This window comes from Undibacterium sp. GW821-FHT07F11 (genome assembly GCF_059418665.1).
Genome location: NZ_JBWKQH010000012.1, coordinates 146,396 through 167,908, shown reverse-complemented (window position 1 = coordinate 167,908; position 21,513 = coordinate 146,396). Strand labels below are relative to the sequence as shown.

Sequence of the window (21,513 nt, the reverse complement as noted above, 5' to 3'; positions counted from 1 at the left end):
TAATTTTGACGAAATTGACCATAAAACAGCTGATATCCGCATGGTACGTGAAGGTGGAGAAGATAGACAATAAGTTTATCTGCAAAGCAGGAGCTGGCAGAACACCATTCATCTTCAAGGAAAGTATCGCCATGATTTCGCCTCAAATTATTCGGATTGCCATTGCCCCCTTCGGGATGATTAATTGTCACCTCATTATTGGTGAAACTGGCTGCATTCTGGTGGATGCTGGTCTGCCAGGATCAGAATCAAAAATAGAGCGTGCACTAAAAAAACGTGGCCTTTCATTTGGCGACATTAAACTCATCATCATCACCCATGCTCATGTAGATCATGCGGGAAGCGCTGCACGGATGCGCGAATTGTCAGGTGCTCCGATTCTTGCGCATGAGGGGGATCTTGATTATTACCAGCAAAAGAAGAAGATGACTTTTTGCGCGACTGGATGGTTTGGCCGGATATTTCTAAAGACAGGCCTAATTTTGCAGCCTTACCTTCCCTTTACGCCTGACATTCTATTGCAAGCTGGTGAAGTACTGGACTTAAGCTGCTTTGGAGCAGCTGGCACCGCCAGGCACACTCCTGGACACACAGCAGGTTCAGTTTCAGTCCAGCTAGATACCGGGGATGCAATGGTTGGAGATTTACTTGCATCTGGTGTATTGCTTGGCGGGCTGATCAGGACTGGTCATGCAATGCGCCCGCCATTCGAAGATAATCCAGAAACCGTATCTGTTGAATTAAAAAAAATGCTGGTTTCAGGCAGCAAGCGTTTTTACATGGGACACGGCGGACCACTGAATGCCCCGGAAGTTCATCGGCACGCGCAATGCTTGCAGCCATTGACAGCACTGAAAATTAATTCGGCAGGCTGATAGCTATTGCTAATCAGTTGGTGAGCAAATCAAGTATTTGCATTTGAGGCGATTACTGGTTTTTGTTAGTTTTCTCTGGATGATAAGCAGATGCTTGCATCAAATTCTGACACCATGGTTTGCATATGTTTTGAAGATCAGCTTGAGGCGAGTTTGACCTCTCTTTTTTTCTTGTTCACTTTTTCTTGTTCACTTTCTTGCTGCCTTGACTCTGCCAGTTTGATCCGGCTGTCACCAGGTCATACGGCTTTTCAAATCTTGGCCCGATCAGATCCGGATGAAGCTGTTTCAGTCTGCACATCAACAAGATCTAACTGCGCTTTACTCTGCAAATGCGGCAATGGCGCTGCGACTGGATGCGCTCTGTTTTGCTTTGTACATGGCGATGTCGGCTTCTTTGAGGAACTGCTCGGCGTTCGTCGTGGAATCATAGATACTGATGCCGATGCTGGTTGACATCATGATCGCTGAACCGGGCAAGGGCAGTTCCAGTGCAGAGACAATTTTCCGTGCAAGAACCTGGGCATGTTCCAAAACCCGTACGCCTTCGGCAAGCACCACAAATTCATCCCCACCAAGGCGGGCCATGATGTCATTCCCACGCAAGCAGCCAGAAACTCTTTTTGCAAATTCTTTCAGTACTTCATCACCCGTATCATGGCCGTTGGTATCATTGATTTTTTTAAACCCGTTCAGGTCCATGAACAATAAAGCCAGGCCATTGTTTTGCCGCAGTTGCCGGACTATCGCCTGATGCAGTACTTGCATAAAGTGCCTGCGGTTCGGGAGACCGGTCAGGCCATCTGACAAGGCCATTTCATTCAGTGTGGATTCCCATTTTTTGCGCTCGGAAATGTCGTGCAAAAAAGCCGTGAATTCGAATTGGCCCGCAATATGATTGACGTTCAAACTTACTTCGACCGAGAGCTCTTTACCGTCCCGGTCAACAGCGAGAAGCTCGCGCCTTGCGGTCGTAGATTTTTTTCCAAGCTTATCTAAATGCGTCAGGATATTGACAAAAGAACTTCTGAAAGCGGGTGGCACGATCAGATCCACAATATTGCGGCCCATAGCCTCGCTACAACTCCAGCCAAACAGGGATTCAGAAGAGCGGTTCCATTGCGTCACAATGCCAGCATTGTCGATTGATATCACCGCGTCGTTGGCATGCTCCAGGATTGTGCGTATTCTTTCTTCACTCGCACGTAGCTGTGCCTGCACACGAAACATCTCGTCAAAAGCTACCTGCTTTCCAAGAGCGGCCCCCAGTGCTGATCCCATCAGTTCCAGTGTTTGCAAATCTTCTTCGTCAAATCCATACGCCTGTTCCGACATGACTTTAAGGACACCAACTGGCAGACCACGTTCAAAAAGTGGCGTGCAAATCATTGAACGAACGCCCACTTTTTGGCAGGCATTTGCATCAACGCGTGGATCGGTTTCTGCATCATCACATTGAAGAATTTTTGCGCTACTAACACATAAGCCTGACAAGCTATTCGCTCTCAGCAGGCGCAGACCGACATGCTGGGATATCGCACCGCTGGCGGAGCGGTAAACCATGTAGTCGCCGTCGACCAGTTCGACTACCGCACCTTTGGCCTCTGTGAGTTCTTGCAGTGTATTTACAACAAGTTGCATGAACGCCACAAGATCCAGATCTGCCTGGGCGAGAAGTGATTGTGTTTCAATTATTCGCTCTAAGCGGTCAAGCTGTCTTTTATTTTTTTTCATTTTTCTATCCCTGACAGCTTTATACGTTGCATTTATTTTAGAGTATTTCTGATTGATGTCTCTTTCAATATATGGCGGATTCATCCTTTTTTTTGTTAATTATTGCGGCTTGATATTGAAGGATTTTTAATATCTATCTCATCAATGACAATAAGCGAGTGAGCCCTCAGCCAGCGCAAGCAAACCGAAAATCGGTATTGCGATTTCATTCTGCGATTTCCTGATTCTGAGTATCCTGGATTCCATAAAAATCGTGGTTACCAATTGTAGATTTTGGTAACAAAAATTCATTACGATTGTGAATAAATGCTAAATCTGCCAGCATTTGCTTTGCATTTTTTAACATGAAAACGCCCTGCGCATTCCTCCGGAAAACACTCTTACAAAAGGCAAAGTGATGTATAAAATTCGCAAGTCCGGATGGATTTCCTTGCTGCTGCAAGCCAGCATTGTCACGCTGCTATCTGCATGCGGTGGTGCAAACGACAGAGCTGGTTCAAATGCTCCGCAGGTACTCACATCAAGCCCGCCAGCTCTGGCCCCGGCAAAAGCAACGGTAACCAGCACCAGCCAGGCACCGCAAGTCTTGTACACCGATACACTCAGCGGGCCGACCACAGGCGGCGAGAACAACCAGGGTGCCTATCTTTCCATTTTTGGGAGAAATTTTGGTGCCGCCAGTGACCTGGGGACAAATACCAAGGTCTACATAGGCGACAACGAAGTTGCCAATTACCGCTATCTGGGAAACGCAAAATCAAGCGCCAGGACAGGCTTGCAGCAAATAACAGTGCAGGTAGGTTCACTTGCCGGCGCGCCTGCAGGTGGAGCGCTACCCATCAAAATCGTCTCCAACGGCGCATCGTCGAATACGGACAATAGCTTCACGCCAAGTTCAGGGCGCATCCTTTTCGTTTCACTGTCCGGCTCCGATACCAGCGCGGTGGCAAATAATATTGCCAAGCCCTGGCGCTCGCTGCAAAACATGAGCACCTTGAAAGGTGCCTACTTTGCCATGCAGGCAGGGGACCAGATCGTGATACGTGGCGGTGCCTGGCACGACACCAACGGCCAGGATAAAACATGGATGCGTTTCGGCAGCGGCACCTATGCCAGAAACGGCAGCCCTTCTGCGTGGATACATATCACTGCCTACCCTGGCCCCATCAACGGCAACGCCATAGAAGATGTTCACTACACGACGCCAGCCGGTGCATCAGGCGGTATCGCCGGGCCCTGGTCTGCCATTGCCGGTTCTTCAGGCGAGTTCATCTCGGTTTCCAATTTAAGGATGGATATCGCGGGCGGTGCCAACCGGGATGCTGCGCCTATCAATTTCCAATACACTGCAGGCCCATGGCGCGTGGTCAACAATGAGCTTGGCCCCTGGATTGCAGGCAACTCTGCCACGCTCAATGCAGCAGGGATTTCTGGTCACGGTAACGGCAACAAAGTTCTGGGCAATAACATCCATGATATTGCTGGCACGTCTGAACTGCAAAACCATGGCATCTACGCAGACACCACGGCACAGAACTGGGAAGTAGCCTATAACTGGATACACAATATCACTGGCGGTTCAGCCGTGCAGTTCAATGATAATGAAGGCGGTGCAGGCTCGGTGACGCTGCCTCACGGTGGCATCTGGCAGGGCTTTACCGGCATACGCATACATCACAACTGGCTGGAAAACGCCGCGAAATACGGCATCAATTTCAATGACCAGGGCAGCACGCACAAGGGCACTTATGAAGCGCAGAGCTGGAACAATGTCATCACCGGCACCAAGCTGTACCCGATACGCATCAACTCAACCGCCACCACACAAAACATGTGGTTTGCCTACAATACCGTGTATAACGCCATGACCGGGCCAGCCGGAAATAAAGCCTACATCATGGATGAAGGCTTTGGCAGTGGTGCAGGCATACGCAACAAGTTCTACAATAATATTTTTGCGTTTGGCCCTGACACACAATCTGGCACCACATGGTTGATTGATTACAGTACACCATCAACGACCACCAGCTACGACTTCAAACAGAACCTGTACTTCAGCAACGGTCAAACTGCACCATCGCCAGGGACGCTGGGCGACAACCTGGCAATCTCAGGTAGCCCTCAGTTCAGGAATGCGTCAGCGGGAGATTACACTTTGCTGGCGACCAGCCCGGCGGTTGATGCGGCTACCCAACCAGGGCTTTTTAGTGTCAATGACGACATGGTCAACGTCTCGCGCCCACAAGGCACAAGCAAGGACATCGGCGCTTTTGAGTTAAGCGGTGCCACCGTGCCCATTCCCACACCTGTCAATGGCATGTGTGGCAGCGCCAGCGGTCAGTCGTTCAGCACAGCACCGAGCAGCCAGCTTTGCTCATCCGGTATTGCGTCATTGGTGTCATTTACCGGCAACACTTGGGCATGGAGCTGTGCTGGCAGCAATGGCGGAACAACGGCAAGCTGCAGCGCGAACCTCGCTAGCAATCCTGACCCATCCACCCCGCCCAGTGTGCGCCAGCAATACTCTGGTGTCATTACAGCGGGAACGAGCAGGCATCAATTGTCCAGCGCTGTATCGGCAGGCAACTGGATACTGGTGACCGTAGGCGTGAACAATAATGCGCTTGGCGTGTCAGGCACATTATCTGACAATCAGGGGCATGCCGATATCAGTTCTTTCACCTCTCTGGGACGCATCTATGTAGACGGAATGGGTACTGATCTGTATGCGGCAAAGGCCACGACATCTGGTACATACGCATTGACCGTAGGCATTCCCAACCAGGGCAGCATACACATCGTGGAAATCCAGAATGCAGACGCGGTGAATTTGCTGGACGCTCCTTTAACAACCAGCTCAGGCCCACGCTTTGCATCTACGGCTCTGTCTTCACAAACGCAGACGAGCACAAGAGCGAATGATCTCGTGCTTGCACTGGTTGATTTGGGCATAGGCAATGCCATTCCATTCAGCCCGGACGGAACCTGGCAACTTGTCAGCCCGGCGGCGGGTACCTACATCACTTCGCGTATTTATGAGCAGCACCCAGCCGCCACTGGCACATTTGGAATTTCTGGTACGGTCGGTGGTAGTGGTGCAGGTTATCCAGGCTGGGAAGCGGCGCTCATTGTGATCAAGGGGCAATAAAATCGGCTTTGTCAGTCATTGATTTTTGAGGGACACCATGAGTGCCAGCCTGAGCACTGGCACTCATGGTGGACAGGACATCTATTTTTTTGACACCGTTCCATCTCCGTATTCTTCTACTGCAGGGTCCAGATTTTCCGGCGCATGCAGTATCGAAGGGCCTCTGGAACATGCCTGCCGGGTCAGGTATTCCGTCAAACCTTCGGCTAACACAGCGGGTGGAATAGTCGCCTGCATTTCGCTCAATAATTCTTCAGTGGCCCTGACTATCCATTCTACAGAGCGATACTTTGGCGAAACGATCTGGATGTTTTGCGAATCGGTCTGATCAAAGAAGCCATGCTGCAGTTTGTGCCTGACATAAGAAAGAGCGGTGATACCAGGAATGGTGCGCTGTTCCAGATAGGCTTGTTTTCCCTCCTCATCATAACGCACGACAATATCCGGAAACTCGTATCCCTCATCTTCCAGAAGTGCTTCGCTGACGATGTTTGGCAGCAGGGGCCTCGCGTCTTCGTGACCAACTTCAAACAAGAGTATCTTCTTGAGCTTCTTCATTTCCTTCTGTTCTTCCGTATCCGTCTTTTGAATCGCGATAGTCGGGAAGTAATCGCGGATGAAGGTATTGGATTTGTCGATCAGTTCATCCCTGCTGATCTCTGGCCTGTGCTGGAAAAACCGGTCGTCCATGTCCATCATCTTCCAGGCATGGTTCAGGTCGTGAATGAGAAATTCGAGTGGAGACTGCCAGAATTCATCCACATACACAGGCTCTGTTGATACCCCGATAAAATAGACTGGCGTGCCCCTTATCTTCATGAGGTCAGTCGCAGAAATATTATCGAAAGTCGGGATGATGATGACTTCAGGAATCCGGCGCATCAGCTCTTCATAACGGTACCAATATTTCTTTTGAAAATGGGTACTCAGGTTTTTGTCGGTACGGCATGCCACATCAAAGAAGCCGACAGCCTCAAACAGAATACGCAAGGTTGGCGCATACGGGCACATCGCACCGTTCTGTATGGTGACGTGATGAAATTTATGCAGCAGTTGATCACGCATAAAGGAAAGTGCTGCATTATCGCGGCACTTATCGTCCATCGCCGGGAGCATCATCTGGCTGCGGATATACTCGACCACGGGCAGCAATTCCAGCACTGCGGTATCCAGATTATTGTCATTGAACTCAAATCGCGAGCGCAATTCACGGTATAAGTCCACCGGGTTCCTGACCCACTCCCGTATCCATTCGTGATGGGAAATACCCTGTGTTTTTGTAAAATTTTTCGCAAGCAGCGCAGCGGCAATTTGTTTGTGATGACCAAAAGCAAAAGAGCCTTCTTTCGCATACGGTGTCATCATCACGCTCTCAGGCAGCCACCTGCCATGAACGTCTTCGGTGTCGGAAATTTCTACGAGAAATCCTATCGTATCGACGATGTGACGCGGGTCTGATGGGACGGCAATTTCTTTGAGATGGTCGCGGTATCCGTGAGTAACGGTTCTGTCCATGTAGATGCGGGCTTCGTTTTTGGCTTTGCTTTCTGCCTTGCTCCGCACAAAATAGTATTTGCGTCCGCCTGCTTCTGCAATCCCATATTCTGGCGCTGCAGATCCGAACACTTTGCTACCGGTTACCCGGAGTGCAGCAAAAATATTGGCTGGAATTCCAATTTCGTTTTGTTCATCTTCATCTTGCAGCAAGCCACCCGGCAGAGCGATGCCCTCAGGAAATACTGTTCTGTCCAGAGCCAGAAATTCCCTACCATTCTGCCCATCGCGCATCACAAGCACATCAACCGTCTTGCGAACCATGACACCCTGGTCAATGCGCTGCTTTGCCTGTGCTTTCAGCGTCTGATCCGACAATAAGGCTTTCACTACTGCTGATTGGCTGGTTACGTCCAAGTATCTGGCTACACAATCCTCAATGCTATTCTTTCGAACGGGATCACGCAGGCGATGGAACCAATAAATCATGTACAGCAACGATTCTGCATACAGGCTGGCTGGATAACTTTGCGTATTCAGGTTTACAGAGTACTCATTCAATATCTCAAAAACCATATCCGCTGCGTTATCTGCCTGCACATCTGAGCGCGGAGACGAAATTTTGTTGCTCATTCCTGGGGGCGGCACAGAGTCGTTCAATATCATGTTATTTTCCGTAAGGATTTTTCAGGTGTTGAGTATTTGCGTAAAACTTGACAGTCATTTGTAAAAATCTGCCAGGTATCAGCATTCCAATATTGCCAGTAAATTGCAACTGAAACCAGCTATCATACTCTTGATAAAGGTTCGCCCTGAATTCGCAGCATATGCTCGCAAGCAGATGGACAATTGCCAGCAAGTTCCGTCGTGGGTAGCTTGTACTGGGCTTCTGTTCTCTTGAATGGCAGAGACAACGCGTATACGCTGGCGTACAATAATGAAAAGCGCTCGCAAGCTTGTCTCGGGCTAAAATCGAACCAGGATGTTGCGCTAAAAAATATAAAAACGGGGGCAATACGTGACTTGTTTCGTATTGAATATCAAAAGCGCAAGATACCTTCTTCTGCTCGCGGCCTCCTTGTTATTTTTTGCCGGGACAGCCAGTGCACAGAGCCTGATCAGGACAGCGGCGCAAGAAGCGTCTGCCCCCAAATTCATCGCTATCGTACAAGATGGCAAACCTGCTGTTGGCGGTATATGTATTGACATCATGCGGGCCATAGAAGCGGTGGAGCCCGGCATCAAGTTTGTTGGCGATCAAAACTGGCTGCCACTGGTCCGTATCACTTCTGGCCCCATGGATGCCATTTGCGGCGTGCTGCATACCAAAGAGCGCGCCCTGCTCTATGACTATATCGATACCCCCATCTTCTCGGTCAATTATCTGCTGGCAGTGCGCGCTGACGACGATGTACAGGTGACCAGTTGGGATGACGTACGTAAGCTGGGCAAGGACGGCATCATCTTGTCCATGCACAACTATGCCATCAATGATCGCTTGAGGGACCAGGGCGGCTTGCTGGTAGATGCCAGTGCGGTGTCGTCCAAATCCAATCTGAACAAACTGCTTGCGCGCAGGGGCCGCTTTTATTGTCACCGCTCGCCTGGCATCGCTGCAGAAATACGGCAGGCAGGGCTGGAAGGCCAGATCAAACTGCTGCCCAAGGTAATGCTTAAAGATGAGCTTTACATGGTGCTGTCAAAAACCCTGGCAGTTGAAGATGCAAAGAAACTGAGAGCTGCAATCGTCTTGCTTGAGCGCCAGGGTACGCTGGCAAAATTATTTGAAAAGTACCAGGAGTGAGGCTATGTCTGGGCCAGCCTGAATAAGCTGGCTGACTCTGCTCCCCATCGCGCGCAGGTCTGCACCCGCATGCGCCATCATCTGACCCACTATCATTCCTGCGCATTACAAAAACCCTAATACCACTGTCGCAAATCGCCATGGCTGGTCTGATCATTGCCCGGCAAAAGCAGGGGATGTGCTGTTTACCTGATTCTTATTTCCATTGCATCTTGTTGCCTGTCAATTAAGTGGTATTTAAGTGGCAAGATAAAAACAAAACCAGTTGACGTCCAAATTCAAGGCCTACATGCTTGATTCCTGAGCGCTTGTTTGCAGCAAGGGCAAGCGTATCAAGAATGTATCTGGGGGAATAAACACATTTTCTGAATTCACAAAATCATGGGGGAGACAGCAGTGGAAAATACAACTTTAAGAAATCTGATTCAAAACATGCTGGTGTGTGCGACCAGTGGCAGTTTGCTGGTGGCATGCGGCGGTGGTAGCAGCGCGAGCACAGGCCAGGCAAACACACCACCACAAGCCCCGCCAGCAGTGGCTTCTACAGCCTGCTATGCGGCATGGGATGCAGCAACAGCCTACAACGGCGGTGCCTTGGTCAGTACAGGGGGCAATAACTATGTGGCGAACTGGTGGACGCAAAATGAAAACCCTGCGACCAATAGCGGCGCATCTGGAAGTGGCAAACCCTGGACAGGCAAAGGAGCTTGTGATGCCACGCCAACGCCCACTCCTACTCCTACTCCAACGCCCACACCAACGCCGACGCCGACGCCTACTCCGACGCCTACTCCGACGCCAACACCTACCCCAACACCCACACCTACACCGACTCCGACTCCGACGCCAACACCTAGCTGCTCTGCCTATGTCGCCGGCACTCAATATGCCGCTGGAAGAGTAGTCAGCAATGCGGGTGGCTTTTATCGTTGCGATGTGGCGGGCTGGTGCTCAACCGGTGCATCGGCTTATGAACCTGGTGTAGGCTGGGCCTGGACAAGTGCGTGGACATCAGTCACATCAAGTGCCTGCCCAACGCCGACACCTACCCCAACGCCCACTCCGACACCAACGCCGACGCCTACCCCCACACCTACTCCAACACCAACCCCGACTCCTACGCCAACGCCGACTCCTACGCCAGTCCCTGGCCTGGCCAAGCATGCGCTGGTCGGTTACTGGCATAACTTTACCAACCCTAGCGGTAATACTTATCCTATCGCGCAGGTCAGCAATGACTGGGATGTCATCGTCGTCTCGTTTGGCGATAATGCTGGTGGGGGCAACGTGAGTTTTACGCTGGACCCAGGTGCAGGTAGCGAGGCGCAATTCATTGCAGATATCAAAGCCAAGCAGGCACAGGGCAAAAAAGTGGTGTTGTCACTAGGTGGCCAGAATGGTTCAGTCTCGGTGGGCTCTGATGCAGAGGCGACCAACTTTGCCAACAGCCTGTACGGCATCATCAGCAAATATGGTTTTGACGGCATCGACCTTGATCTTGAAAACGGCGTCGCGCAGGGCGCATCTATCCAGACTTATCTGCCTATTGCCGTCAAAAAACTGAAGGCCAAAGTTGGCTCCAGTTTCTATCTGTCGATGGCGCCAGAATGGGTCTATGTGGAAGGTGGCTTTACCTCATACGGCTCGATCTGGGGTGCGTATATCCCTATCATCAACGCGCTGCGTGATGAGCTGACCATCCTGCATCCACAGTATTACAACAATGGCGATATCTATACACCTTATCAGTCTGCACCACTCAGGGCTGGGTCGGCAGACCAGCTGGTGGGTACGGCAAAAATGCTGATTGAGGGCTTTACGTATGGTGGTAACACTTTTGCCGGTTTGCGTCCTGACCAGGTTGCTTTTGGTGTGCCATCCGGGCGCAGTTCAGCCAATTCAGGCTTTACCACTTCGGCAGATGTCAGCAATGCGCTGAACTGTTTGACCAAGCTGCTGAACTGCGGCACCATCGTCCCCAAACAGGCTTACCCTGGCTTCAGAGGAGTCATGACCTGGTCTATCAACTGGGATAAACATGATGGCTATAACTTCTCGGCACCGACCAAGGCTGTCTTGAAAACCTTGCCTTAATGTTGAAATGCGTTGTCTGTCAGATGACAGGCAACGCATGGATAGCTGATACAAAAAAACTGCGCTCCGGCATACGCTGGAAGCGCAGTTTTCTTTTTATGAAAGACTGTTGCTCAGAAGTCGTGATTAGCCGGGTAATTGCTGAAGAAGTCATTATCCCAACGGAAATTTGTCGCAGCGATGGTGACAGAAATATCCAGTGATTCTACAAAATGCCACCAGCCCACAGGCAGGAACAATATCTCACCCGGCTCCAATATACATTCCAGTACAGGCACATCCCGCATCAGGGGGAAGCATGTCAGGTCGATGTTGCGCCCATCTACCGGCGTAAAGCAATGACGCTCATTTTGCAGCTTGGCGAGGTGGCATGGCGCGATGAGCTTGACGCGCTTGCGACCCATGATCTGCATCATGAAATTATTGGTCAGGTCATGGTGGAAAGGCGTAATCGTCCCCGCCGGACCAAACCAGAAAAAGCCTTGCTTGCCCTGATCTGTCTTCAGGTATTCGGGCAATGAGGGAACGTCTTCCCACAGTTCATTGAGTGCTTTGCGGTTGCTGGAATCATTATTGGCAGTCATGTACATGTCATTGCTATGGCCGCTTTTTTCCACCAGATCGACATAGTCACCAAAGCGCATCTGGCGCTTGTGGGCGATGCTGTTCATTTCATAATTGGCGTCGCTATTGCGGCCAAATTGCACTTCTACCTGACGTTCAGAAAAATGCTCACGGAACCAGGCCAGATTCCAGCGGCTGCGCGCCGGGCAATCATCCAGCACGCCGGTAATGATGACGGGACGGTTTTGCTGGTAATAGTCATGCAAAAACTGTTCGCCGGATAATTGATGTTGACGTTCCAGTGCAAGCGGTTCTATCTGATCGAGTTTGGCAGTGATGGCCAATACCCAGTCACGCTTGTCGAGCCGGTTCTTGAGTCTTTGCACCCCTTGAAAATAGGGGCTGGATAAAGCTGCACTGATTTCCAGCCTGGCTGTATGCAGGCTGAAGGAATTTTTTTGCAATACATTTTCCAGGGTTGCCGGATGTGCGCCGAGTAGCAGATTTTCTGCGATCCAGCGACGCCAGTCATCGCTCATGGACTGAGTTGCTTGCTTTACTTGTGCATGCAAACCAAGTTGTGCATTCATTTGCTTTCCTCTCGCTGAAAAAACTGCGGATGTGATTTCGTGTACTCATCACATCCGCAGCCCTACACTATTAGTGAACTATACCATTTCACTAATCAGGCTTATCGCCCTTTCCAGACTTCGCTACCCAGGGCACCGCTGGCATCGCCATCAAGCTCCCAGGTAAATGCGCCACGCAAGTTCTGGTCACGCACATACTTCATTTTAATGGCAATGACAGCCGGATCGTCATAACTCCACCATTCGCCATTATTGGTCATCAACATCAACTGCTTGGTCACAGGATGCAGGGTGCGCGTACCGGTCTTGTTCTTCAAGACCTTGTAGTCTTCTATCCCTGCTTCATAAGTGGCCGGTGCTGGCCCACCCGTTGCTTGATACAAGCCGTTTCCATTTGGCCCGGCACTGACGCTCTTCCAGCCACGCCCATAGAACGGGATACCCAGCAAGATCTTGTTGCGTGGCATACCGGCTGTGACCAGTGCCTGGATGGCGTCATCACTATTGTACTTGGCAAGCACACCCGTGGATGGGTCTGCACTGTCATGGTACAACGGTGAATGGAAGTTGGTGGTGTTTTCCCAACCGCCATGGAAGTCATAAGTCATGACATTCACCCAATCCATGTACTGGCTATACAGAGAAGGCTCAGTCTGAGCGATCTTTTCAGTACCCGCACCAATTGCCGCAGTCAAGGCATAACGCTTGTTATCCAAAGCCCCTTGTGCATCAAGTTGCGCGCGGAACTCTGCCATCAGCAAGGTGAAGTTATGCTTGTCATTGACAGTATCAAAGGTATTGTATGACTGCCCGCCACCGCCTGGATATTCCCAGTCGATGTCGATGCCATCAAACACGCCTTTGGCTGCTCCTGGCCCACCACGTCCATCCTGCACCGGCAAATCACCCGCGATAAATTGCTTGACGCAAGACCTCGCCAGTTGCTTGCGCAGGGCATCGGTTTTCGCCGCCGCAGAGAAATACCTTGACCATGTCCAGCCACCAAGTGAAATGAAGACTTTCAGGTTAGGGTGTGCCGCCTTGAGCAATTTCAGTTGCGCAAAATTACCGGTGAGCTTGGCGTCCCATGGTATGGTTTTTCCATCCACGGTGCGGGCGGGCTGACGCTGGTAATCGGCAAAGGCATCACCACCGGTACCGGCATCGGCTGGAGGTGGGTTGTTATTGCCTGTCTCTGCCTTGGTGACCATATCGCACTCATAGCCGCCGTTTTTGGCATACACATTGCCAAAGGCATAGTTAATGAAGGTCAGTTGATCAGCGATGCTGGTCTGCACGCCATTCACCGGCGTCTGCGTAGTGTGGATATCTGCTACTTCATAGCCACGACCGTAAACGCCCCACTGTGCAAAATACGAACCAACTTCGCGGCCACCGACAGGCGTTGGTGTCGGAGTAGGCGTCGGTGTCGGTGTCGGTGTCGGTGTCGGTGTCGGTGTCGGTGTCGGCGTTGGTGTCGGCGTTGGCGTCGGCGTTGGCGTCGGCGTTGGCGTCGGCGTTGGCGTTGTGCAGGAACTGGACGTTACCGCAGTCCATGCTGTGCTCCAAGCCCAACCTACACCAGGTTCATAGGCAGATGCGCCTGTCGAACACCAGCCCGCCACATCGCAACGATAAACGCCACCCGCATTGCTGACGACACTGCCTGCCAGATAGCTGGTACCGGCAACATAAGGAGCGCAAGCTGGCGTAGGAGTGGGCGTTGGTGTTGGGGTAGGAGTCGGCGTTGGTGTGGGGGTTGGTGTCGGAGTTGGTGTAGGTGTTGGAGTTGGCGTGACCGCGCTCACTTCCCAAGGGCCCCACTGTTCTGCCCCTGGCACATTCCCCTGTGTCCACCACTTGGCCTTGTATGTTGTGCCTTGATAGGTGACGCAATTACCTTGTGTATACACTTGCGTGTTACTCCATGCAGCACAACTGCTATCAGCCATCTGTGCCGGCGGCATTGCCATGTGCGCGCCAGTCTTGGGTGTGTCTGTCAGATTGCTGGTACTACTTCCACCGCCGCAAGCCGCCAGCATACTGCCGACCAGACCTAGCATTAGATGGTTAACGCGATTTCCAGTTCTTTGTCTCATCCTATTCCCCCTGAGGTGTGAATAAACGAATGCCCCAATTGTTCGGGGTCATTTTCGTGATTTAGGCTTCATTCTGAGTAGAAACCTTCGACAAAGATGTTGCTTAAATATCAGGCGGTCAAGTGGTTTTTTTGGAAAGAAAATATTGTTACAAAAGAAGAGTCCAATTGCGAAAGTTGAGCTTTGGAAAGGAAAAACTGAGGGGCGTGATGATAAAACAGGCATCAAAATTTAAATACCATAACAATACCAATTATTACAATTAACCAAAGTGGTACTATTACTGACAGCAGGGTTTTGGTCAAAAACTTTTAGCCTTGATGAGTAAATGACTGGTGTGGCAGCCATCGCATTAAAGGGGTCTATCCGACACAGCAGATTCGCAGCATGCTGACGTGTAGAAAACACTGATTTAAAAACTCACCCAATAAAACTGATCAGGCTCACTGCCCCTGAATAGCGTCCCCTCGCCATAAAACCCTGCAAATGATGCCGCATTCAGTGCTGGTCTGGGCAGCCATGCAGGTGCATTGATCAGCACATCCTCAGGTTTCCAGCCATAGAAAAAATACCAGCCTGAACATCTGGCATGGTGTACCTGGCCACATTGAAAACCGCTGGTGACAGGATCAAAGCGAAATCCCGCAGCTTCATACGCCCGCACATTAGCACTGTCATGGCGACTTGTACTGCCCAGGTCATTACTCAGGCGTGGGTCTCTATATTCAATATACAGGTATCGTCTGACAAGGCTAAGATCAGTCTCGCCCTTGCAATCAAGGAACTGGGTATGGTTATAGATACGGTAACTCTCGCGCGACGAGCCAGTTTTATGCAAGACATCACCAGGCAAGCGGGAACCGTCAGCTCTCAACAGGCCGGTCGCCACACCATCGCGCATGATATCGGTCTGACCGCACTCGTCCGGAATACAGATGTAGCGCCATACAAGACCCATGATCAAAAACAAAGCGATCAATATGAAAGTGCAACGTTTTAAAAACATCAATGGCATATTCGTAGCTTCATCAATCATTAAAGAAACTGATGCCGATCAATTGCAGATCAGCTTGCCACCAGCAAAAGCCAGCCCGGACCACATAGCCAGCACCAGTATGATTTCTGGCATGTGCGCTCGCACAGGCAGGCGTCGCACCAGCATCACCATGGCCGCCAGCATGGGCAAGAGCAGGCATGCTTCCATGATCAGGTTGCGCCAGAACGCGTAACTGATCAGCCCGGTGTGCGATGCCCCTGGCAACAACACCAGACGTAGAGAAAATTCGACAGGCATGAAGGGCCACAACAAAGGCAAAGACCGCCCCACCAGCATATCAAGCAAGAGATGCGAGCATGCAGCCAGCAGCAATATCCAGAAACCTGGCACAGCAGAGGATTGCCACCCCATGCGACGTACAAGGTAATAAGCCATACCGCTTGTCATCAGGCAAAACAGCAGCGAATGCGTGAAACGCTGTTCATAGCGCAAATGAAAAAACCAGATACCAAAATAATCAAAGTCAGGTGCAATCGCCAGCAAGACTGTCAAAGCCATGCTGACATGCAGCCGTGGCGGCTGACCCTTGCGGCAATAATACAGCGTCAGGCCAGCGGCAACATGGGCCAGCAAAGAAGACATCGGTGAACGTGGCCAAATGGCAGCTAGTGAAGATGCGCCAGCTTAGCCTTGCAATGTGAAGTGTGTATGCGCTGAGTGTGAAGTGCCAGTTCCTGAGGATTGCTCACACTTCAAATTTCCAAAAAATGTCAATTCAAAAAATAGGCATGAGGTAAATCAGAATCAATCTGCATCACGCGGCCCCGGCATGTCGCGGCCATTTTGATGCAGAACCAGGCCGCTGATCTTGCCATCTGCCTGGCGCTGGAAACTCAGTTGGGCATCGACGACTTTTAAAAAGAATTTATCTTTTGCCTCGGCAAAGACAGGGTTGCTGCCCTGGCCTGTGGCCTGGGCATACAGTTGTCCAGCCTGTTCGCTGATGATGAGTTTGAAGCCGGGTGCCAGAGTGTAGCTGCCTGCATATTGTTTGAGTTGTTCAGCCGGGATTTGTATTTCTGTACGTTTGGCGGCCTCGGGTGCGGTGTCGCTTATGCGTGGGGCGGGTGAGGCGTGGCCGTTTTGATGCAGTGTCAACGACTTGATCTTGCCATTGGCGTCGCGTTCAAATTGCAGGCTGGCTTCGACTACTTTGTAAAAGAATTCATCTTTCTTGCGCGAGAAAATTGCGGCCTGTGACTGCCCTGTCAATTGTGCCAGCAAACCATCTGGCCCTGCGCTGATGCTGAGGATGGCACCGGGTGCGAGTTGATAGCGGCCTGTGTATTCTGCCATTTCCTTGCTGGTCAGGCGCATGTCTTTGGCTTTGCTGGTGTCGCTCTCTGATGTGGCTGATGCGGCTGGCAGCAACGCTGTCATGCCTATGTCGTCAACGCTGACACTGGCATTTGCCAGTACCACGACACCACGCTGGCCATCAGCAGTGAAGCCGATGAAGGATGCATAACCGCCCGTCATGCCGTTATGCCAGACCACGGTTTGGCCGCGCACGCTTTGTATATGCCAGGCCAGGCCTATCTGCAAACCCGGCATGCCAGTGGGACGTTGTGGCTGTTGTACCAGTTGCAAACCTGCGGGCGTTTTCACGTCTGCACTACGCATGTGTGCCTGCAGATAGCGCAGCATGTCCTGTGTGCTGGAACACAGTGCACCTGCACCGGCCAGGGTGGGCATGTCCCAGTTGGAGGCTGGTTTTCCTTGCGCATCGTGACCTGTCGCCAGATTGCTTTGCATGGTGGCAGTCAGGGCGATGCCGGTGTCGGCCATACCTAGCGGTTTGGCGATGCGCTCCTGTACCAGTTCTGCATAAGACTTGTCTGCACGTATGGACAAGGCCTGGCCGAGCAAACCATATCCCAGGTTTGAATACTCATATTTTGCGCCAGGTGCGCGTGTCAGTTGATAGCCGCGCAAGAAGTCGCGCAGATTATTTTCTGTGTAATCGGCATAGGGATTATCAGCTTGCCTGGGGGCGAAATTGGCGGGCAGACGCGGCAAGGCTGAGGTCTGGCTGGCCAGGTCCAGCAAGCTAATGGCACGGCCCTGGTATTGCGGAATTGTGTATGTCGGCAGCAGCGTTGCCACAGCATCATCAAGCTTGACCTGGCCACGCACTTGCATGTCTGCCAGCAGTAACGCGGTAAAGGTTTTGCTGATTGAACCAATTTCAAAGACGGTATTGGCATCTGGCAGATGCGCTGGCGATTTACCATTCGAGACCAGGCCAAAGCCCTGCACTTTTTGCGATTGTCCGTTGATGGTTGCCACCACCAGGCCAGGAATAGCACCACTGCTGACGCGGGCGCTGGCGGTCTTTTGTACTGATGAAGTGACATCTTCTGCGGCAACTACTGGCCCCAGCACGAGGAGGCCACAAACTGCGAGCAAGGCTGAGGATATTTTCATCTGTAATCCCGAAAGGCTAAATGAATGACCAGCGGTATATTACACGAATCATCATGCAATTATCTAAAAAGCATGTTACTCCAGCGCTGCCAGACTTTACATATAAATCGCCTGCCAGCCAGTCGCCGGCATGATCAGGTTGCCTTTTTCTTTGGCGGCATCCTTGGCAGCAAATCTGGCGCAATGGACTTTGTTTTTAAGAGGATCAGTAGCGTCGCTATTTGCTGGCAGTTGTTGTTCTTCATTGCCTTTCACCAGTACAGTCTGGTTTTGCTCTGCATAACAAATCCCTATGCCATTCACCGATGGCATGAACAGGCGCAAGTACCAGGGCACGAGTTCTTTGATGGCCATTTGCGCGGCTTCGATGCTCTCGCTGATGTCGGCATATTTAAAGACATCTTGTGGCAGCTTGGGCAAGAGCAGGATATTGACTTCCATCGAGCCTTTTTTCTGATTGGTGACGAACTCTGCGCCATCGGCATAGGCGGCCTGATCCAGTGGTACGTTGACGAAACCGGTTGCGGATATTTCCAGTTGCTGATGGGTGTTTTTGCCGTCAAGGTAGATATTCAGGTTGGGTACCGGTGCATGGGTTTTGGTCGAGGTGATGCGTATCAATATCTGTACCTTGTCCTTGCTTGCTGTACGCACTTTGGACATCAGTTCATACGCCACTTTATACGGCATGATGGCGGGGTCCCGGATGGCTTTGACTTCTACACTTTGCAGCTCTTCGGCAGCACTTGCCGATGCGCTGGCGGACGCACTTGCAGGTGAGCTTGCTGATGAATTTGCAGATGAGCTGGCTGGCGCATTTGTCTGAGTCTGGGCGTGCGCCTGACCAGAAAACGTGGTTGCTGATGCCAGCATGATTGCCAGCGCAGCGATATATCTTGTGGGAGTAAAAGTAAAAACGAGCGTAGAAGCAGCAGGCATAATGAGCATTTCCTTGAATTATTATTCTGCTGGGCAGGAATAAAATTACCTCCTGCCCATCAGGCTATGCTTGCCATCCCATATAACCTTGATACTGAACAAGGAAGGGAGGGGCAAGCAAAACAGTATTTCAAAGTGTCGTCACTTTTGGTGATTGGTGCCATATTTTTGGACAAAGTACTGAAATATCATCCTCAAGGCGCTACATGACAGTACTAATTTGCAAATTTATTACTCATTATCAACACATAACCAACTCACTTTACCTCGATCGCCTCTACCCGGATCAATTCACAGGCACCTGCCCCGGTATCTTCGCGGGTCAGGGATGAGCGCCAGCGCCAGCCGTCGGCGGCCTTGGCCTCAACCAGCTGGCCGCGTATCCTGACGACCTGGCCGACGCGCACGTCTTTCATGATTTTTTCCAGCGCCGGTGTAGTGGGAATCAGATGCATGTTGGCACTGTGGGTAGCAATTTCTGCCGGTGGCCGTGGCGGTTCTTTTTCCCAGCGGTAGAAATAGAAACGGTTGCTCTGCCCTATCGATAACTGATTCAGCACGGCCGTATCTGACATGGAACCCCAGCCCAGGGCCAGGTCAACGGGGGCAAGTTCAGCTTCGCGGTCGGATGAATACGTCTGTTTGGACAATACCCGCGCTTCTACCGTAAAGTCTGCCAGCGCGGTCAGCTGGTAATTGTTTTGATCGTAAGTCTTGCCTGAGCCGGACGTGGTCTGAACTGGATCATTGGGCGCAATACTGCCCGGCGGCACCGGCAAAGGCCGGTTGCGCCAGTGTTGAACAGCAAAGATCAGGATGATTGCTGCGAACAGCCATTTCCATGAAAACATAAATGCCTTTTTCTATAAGTTGAATATTTCAAAAAATATTTAAGGCTTACATCTTATTTGAATTTGTTTCTCAGGTATATTCTTTGCATCTGAACTCACGCGGCGTCATCTTCCATGCGCGCCTATTTTTAATGCACCATGATGCAAGCTATTTATTTTTGCGGTGACACCCACGGCAATTTCCAGCATGTCATTGACGCCGTGCTGGAAAAGCGCCCTGCCGCCATTGTTTTTTTGGGTGATTTGCAAGCCCGCAAGCCGCTGGAAGTGGAACTGGCCGCCATCGTTGACCTGACTGAAGTGTGGTACATCCACGGCAACCATGACACCGATACTGATGCCGATTATGACCATCTGTTTGGCTCAGCCCTGGCCAGCCGCAATCTGCATGGGCGGGTAGCAGAGATTGCCGGTTACCGAGTCGCCGGTCTGGGTGGCGTGTTCCGTGGCCATATCTGGATGCCACCGGGTGCCAGGAAGTTTCAGACACAAAGGGAATACACGCTCAAGGCTGGCAAAGAGAACCGCTGGCGCGAAGGTTTGCCGCGCAAACATTACAGCTCCATCTTCCCGACTGACTATAATTATCTCGCCAGCCAGCGTGCCGATATCCTGGTCACGCATGAGGCCCCCAGTGCCCATCCGCATGGCTTCATCGCCATTGATGAACTGGCACGCAGCATGCGCGTGGGCCGCACTTTTCACGGCCATCATCACGACCGCATTGATTACAGCAAGCACCAGGAACGCCTGGGCTTCACAGCCCATGGCGTGGGTTTATGCGGGGTGACGGATATCGAGGGCAATGTCGTTGTCGCTGGCAAACATGATCATGAAGTGCCTTGGGCGACGTTGCACCGGCGTTAATGAACAGGCGCTAATTTCCCGAAGCCGCCAGCCTCTGCCTGACAGCATGCCACGACCAGTTCAAATTAACACCCAGGCTGGCCAGCACGATCAGCATCAGCCCAGCCATTTGTACCGGGCTGATACGCTGCCCATAGACCAGGTAATCCACACCTACCGCCGTTGCCGGATAGATAAAGGTCAGTACGGCAATGGCGCTGGTTGGCATTTTTGGTAGTGCGCCGTAGATCAATACATAGGCCAGCGCCGTGGGCAGCAAACCCAAACCGGCCAGCCAGGCCCACTGCTGCATCTGTATGCCATTGGTTGGCAAGCTGATGAAGGCCGCCAGCAAGAGCAAACCGACCAGGCAATGGATGAATGCGATCAGATGTGGCGGCATACTGAGCATGGCGCGGGTGGTCAGGGTGACGCCTGCATACGCGCATGCGCCTGTCAGTGTCAGCAGCAAACCTGTCAGGTATTGCCCACTCATATTCACTCCGCTCACTTGCAAACCGCAGGCCAGCACCAACCCCGCAAAGCCCAGGCATATCCAGGCCAGTTTATTGGCAACGATTTTTTCACGGAACAACACTGCCCCCAACAACAAAACGATAAACGGCTGTACATGAAAAACGATGGTGGTAACAGAAATGCCTATGCGCTGTATCGCCGCAAAAAAAGTGACCCAGTTCAAGACCATGAGCAAGCCACCAAGCACTGCCAGCGCCAGATTCTTGCGCGAGAAATTGGCAGCGACAAACATGCCTTTATAAGCGCAATACAGTGCCAGCGCGACGGCGGCAAACAGGCAACGGAAGAACACCGTGGTCACCGCATCCAGACCGGCTTCATGAATAAAAATACCCAGCGTCGCCAGCATCAGCATGGCGGCAATATAAGCCAGTGTGGCGCTGCGGCTATATGGAACGGTGACTGGTGATGCAAGCATGTTTTGCTCTCTGGTTGATTATTGCGCTATCATGGA

General features: G+C 51.5%; 16 protein-coding genes. 5 read left to right on the top strand and 11 right to left on the bottom strand.

Annotated features, from left to right (window positions below; genetic code table 11):
- Positions 1-5 precede the first annotated feature (5 nt).
- On the top strand, positions 6-875 hold the full coding sequence (locus AC07OI_RS26740) for an MBL fold metallo-hydrolase (protein WP_495259286.1): 870 nt from the start codon (positions 6-8) through the stop codon (positions 873-875).
- A gap of 321 nt (positions 876-1,196) precedes the next feature.
- Here the strand turns inward: AC07OI_RS26740 and AC07OI_RS26735 are convergent, their stop codons facing one another.
- Complete coding sequence (locus AC07OI_RS26735) at positions 1,197-2,609, bottom strand: diguanylate cyclase domain-containing protein (protein ID WP_495259285.1); 1,413 nt, start codon at positions 2,607-2,609, stop codon at positions 1,197-1,199.
- Positions 2,610-2,814: 205 nt separating this feature from the next.
- Positions 2,815-2,955, bottom strand: coding sequence for a hypothetical protein (locus tag AC07OI_RS26730; RefSeq protein WP_495259284.1), 141 nt, complete (start codon positions 2,953-2,955; stop codon positions 2,815-2,817).
- 51 nt (positions 2,956-3,006) lie between these two features.
- On the opposite strand from AC07OI_RS26730, the gene AC07OI_RS26725 reads away from it, so the two are divergent.
- On the top strand, positions 3,007-5,757 hold the full coding sequence (locus AC07OI_RS26725; RefSeq protein WP_495259283.1) for a choice-of-anchor Q domain-containing protein: 2,751 nt from the start codon (positions 3,007-3,009) through the stop codon (positions 5,755-5,757).
- 81 nt (positions 5,758-5,838) lie between these two features.
- Here the strand turns inward: AC07OI_RS26725 and AC07OI_RS26720 are convergent, their stop codons facing one another.
- On the bottom strand, positions 5,839-7,668 hold the full coding sequence (locus tag AC07OI_RS26720) for a hypothetical protein (protein WP_495259282.1): 1,830 nt from the start codon (positions 7,666-7,668) through the stop codon (positions 5,839-5,841).
- Positions 7,669-8,329: 661 nt separating this feature from the next.
- Here AC07OI_RS26720 and AC07OI_RS26715 point away from each other — a divergent pair.
- Both AC07OI_RS26715 and AC07OI_RS26710 read left to right on the top strand, forming a co-directional pair.
- Positions 8,330-9,055, top strand: coding sequence for a substrate-binding periplasmic protein (locus AC07OI_RS26715; protein ID WP_495259281.1), 726 nt, complete (start codon positions 8,330-8,332; stop codon positions 9,053-9,055).
- Between the two features lie 396 nt (positions 9,056-9,451).
- The gene (locus AC07OI_RS26710) at positions 9,452-11,149 is read left to right on the top strand and encodes a chitinase (protein ID WP_495259280.1); all 1,698 of its coding nucleotides are present in this window, start codon (positions 9,452-9,454) and stop codon (positions 11,147-11,149) included.
- 113 nt (positions 11,150-11,262) lie between these two features.
- Here the strand turns inward: AC07OI_RS26710 and AC07OI_RS26705 are convergent, their stop codons facing one another.
- From AC07OI_RS26705 to AC07OI_RS26675, 7 genes are all read right to left on the bottom strand, one after another.
- A complete protein-coding gene (locus AC07OI_RS26705) occupies positions 11,263-12,303 on the bottom strand; it encodes a cupin-like domain-containing protein (protein WP_495259279.1) in 1,041 nt (346 codons plus the stop codon).
- Positions 12,304-12,404: 101 nt separating this feature from the next.
- Entirely contained in the window at positions 12,405-14,402 is a 1,998-nt protein-coding gene (locus AC07OI_RS26700; RefSeq protein WP_495259278.1) for a glycosyl hydrolase family 18 protein, read from the bottom strand.
- A 412-nt stretch (positions 14,403-14,814) separates the two neighbouring features.
- Complete coding sequence (locus AC07OI_RS26695; protein ID WP_495259277.1) at positions 14,815-15,360, bottom strand: hypothetical protein; 546 nt, start codon at positions 15,358-15,360, stop codon at positions 14,815-14,817.
- A 96-nt stretch (positions 15,361-15,456) separates the two neighbouring features.
- Positions 15,457-16,041: a metal-dependent hydrolase gene (locus AC07OI_RS26690; RefSeq protein WP_495259276.1), complete on the bottom strand. Its 585-nt coding sequence runs from the start codon at positions 16,039-16,041 to the stop codon at positions 15,457-15,459.
- A 162-nt stretch (positions 16,042-16,203) separates the two neighbouring features.
- Positions 16,204-17,886, bottom strand: coding sequence for a serine hydrolase (locus AC07OI_RS26685; RefSeq protein WP_495259275.1), 1,683 nt, complete (start codon positions 17,884-17,886; stop codon positions 16,204-16,206).
- A gap of 96 nt (positions 17,887-17,982) precedes the next feature.
- Entirely contained in the window at positions 17,983-18,825 is an 843-nt protein-coding gene (locus AC07OI_RS26680) for a hypothetical protein (protein ID WP_495259274.1), read from the bottom strand.
- A gap of 257 nt (positions 18,826-19,082) precedes the next feature.
- A complete protein-coding gene (locus tag AC07OI_RS26675) occupies positions 19,083-19,676 on the bottom strand; it encodes a hypothetical protein (RefSeq protein ID WP_492705545.1) in 594 nt (197 codons plus the stop codon).
- A 138-nt stretch (positions 19,677-19,814) separates the two neighbouring features.
- Here AC07OI_RS26675 and AC07OI_RS26670 point away from each other — a divergent pair, with 138 nt between their 5' ends.
- A complete protein-coding gene (locus AC07OI_RS26670; RefSeq protein WP_492705543.1) occupies positions 19,815-20,543 on the top strand; it encodes a metallophosphoesterase family protein in 729 nt (242 codons plus the stop codon).
- Positions 20,544-20,553: 10 nt separating this feature from the next.
- Here the strand turns inward: AC07OI_RS26670 and AC07OI_RS26665 are convergent, their stop codons facing one another.
- A complete protein-coding gene (locus AC07OI_RS26665) occupies positions 20,554-21,477 on the bottom strand; it encodes a DMT family transporter (RefSeq protein ID WP_495259273.1) in 924 nt (307 codons plus the stop codon).
- Between the last annotated feature and the right edge of the window lie 36 nt (positions 21,478-21,513).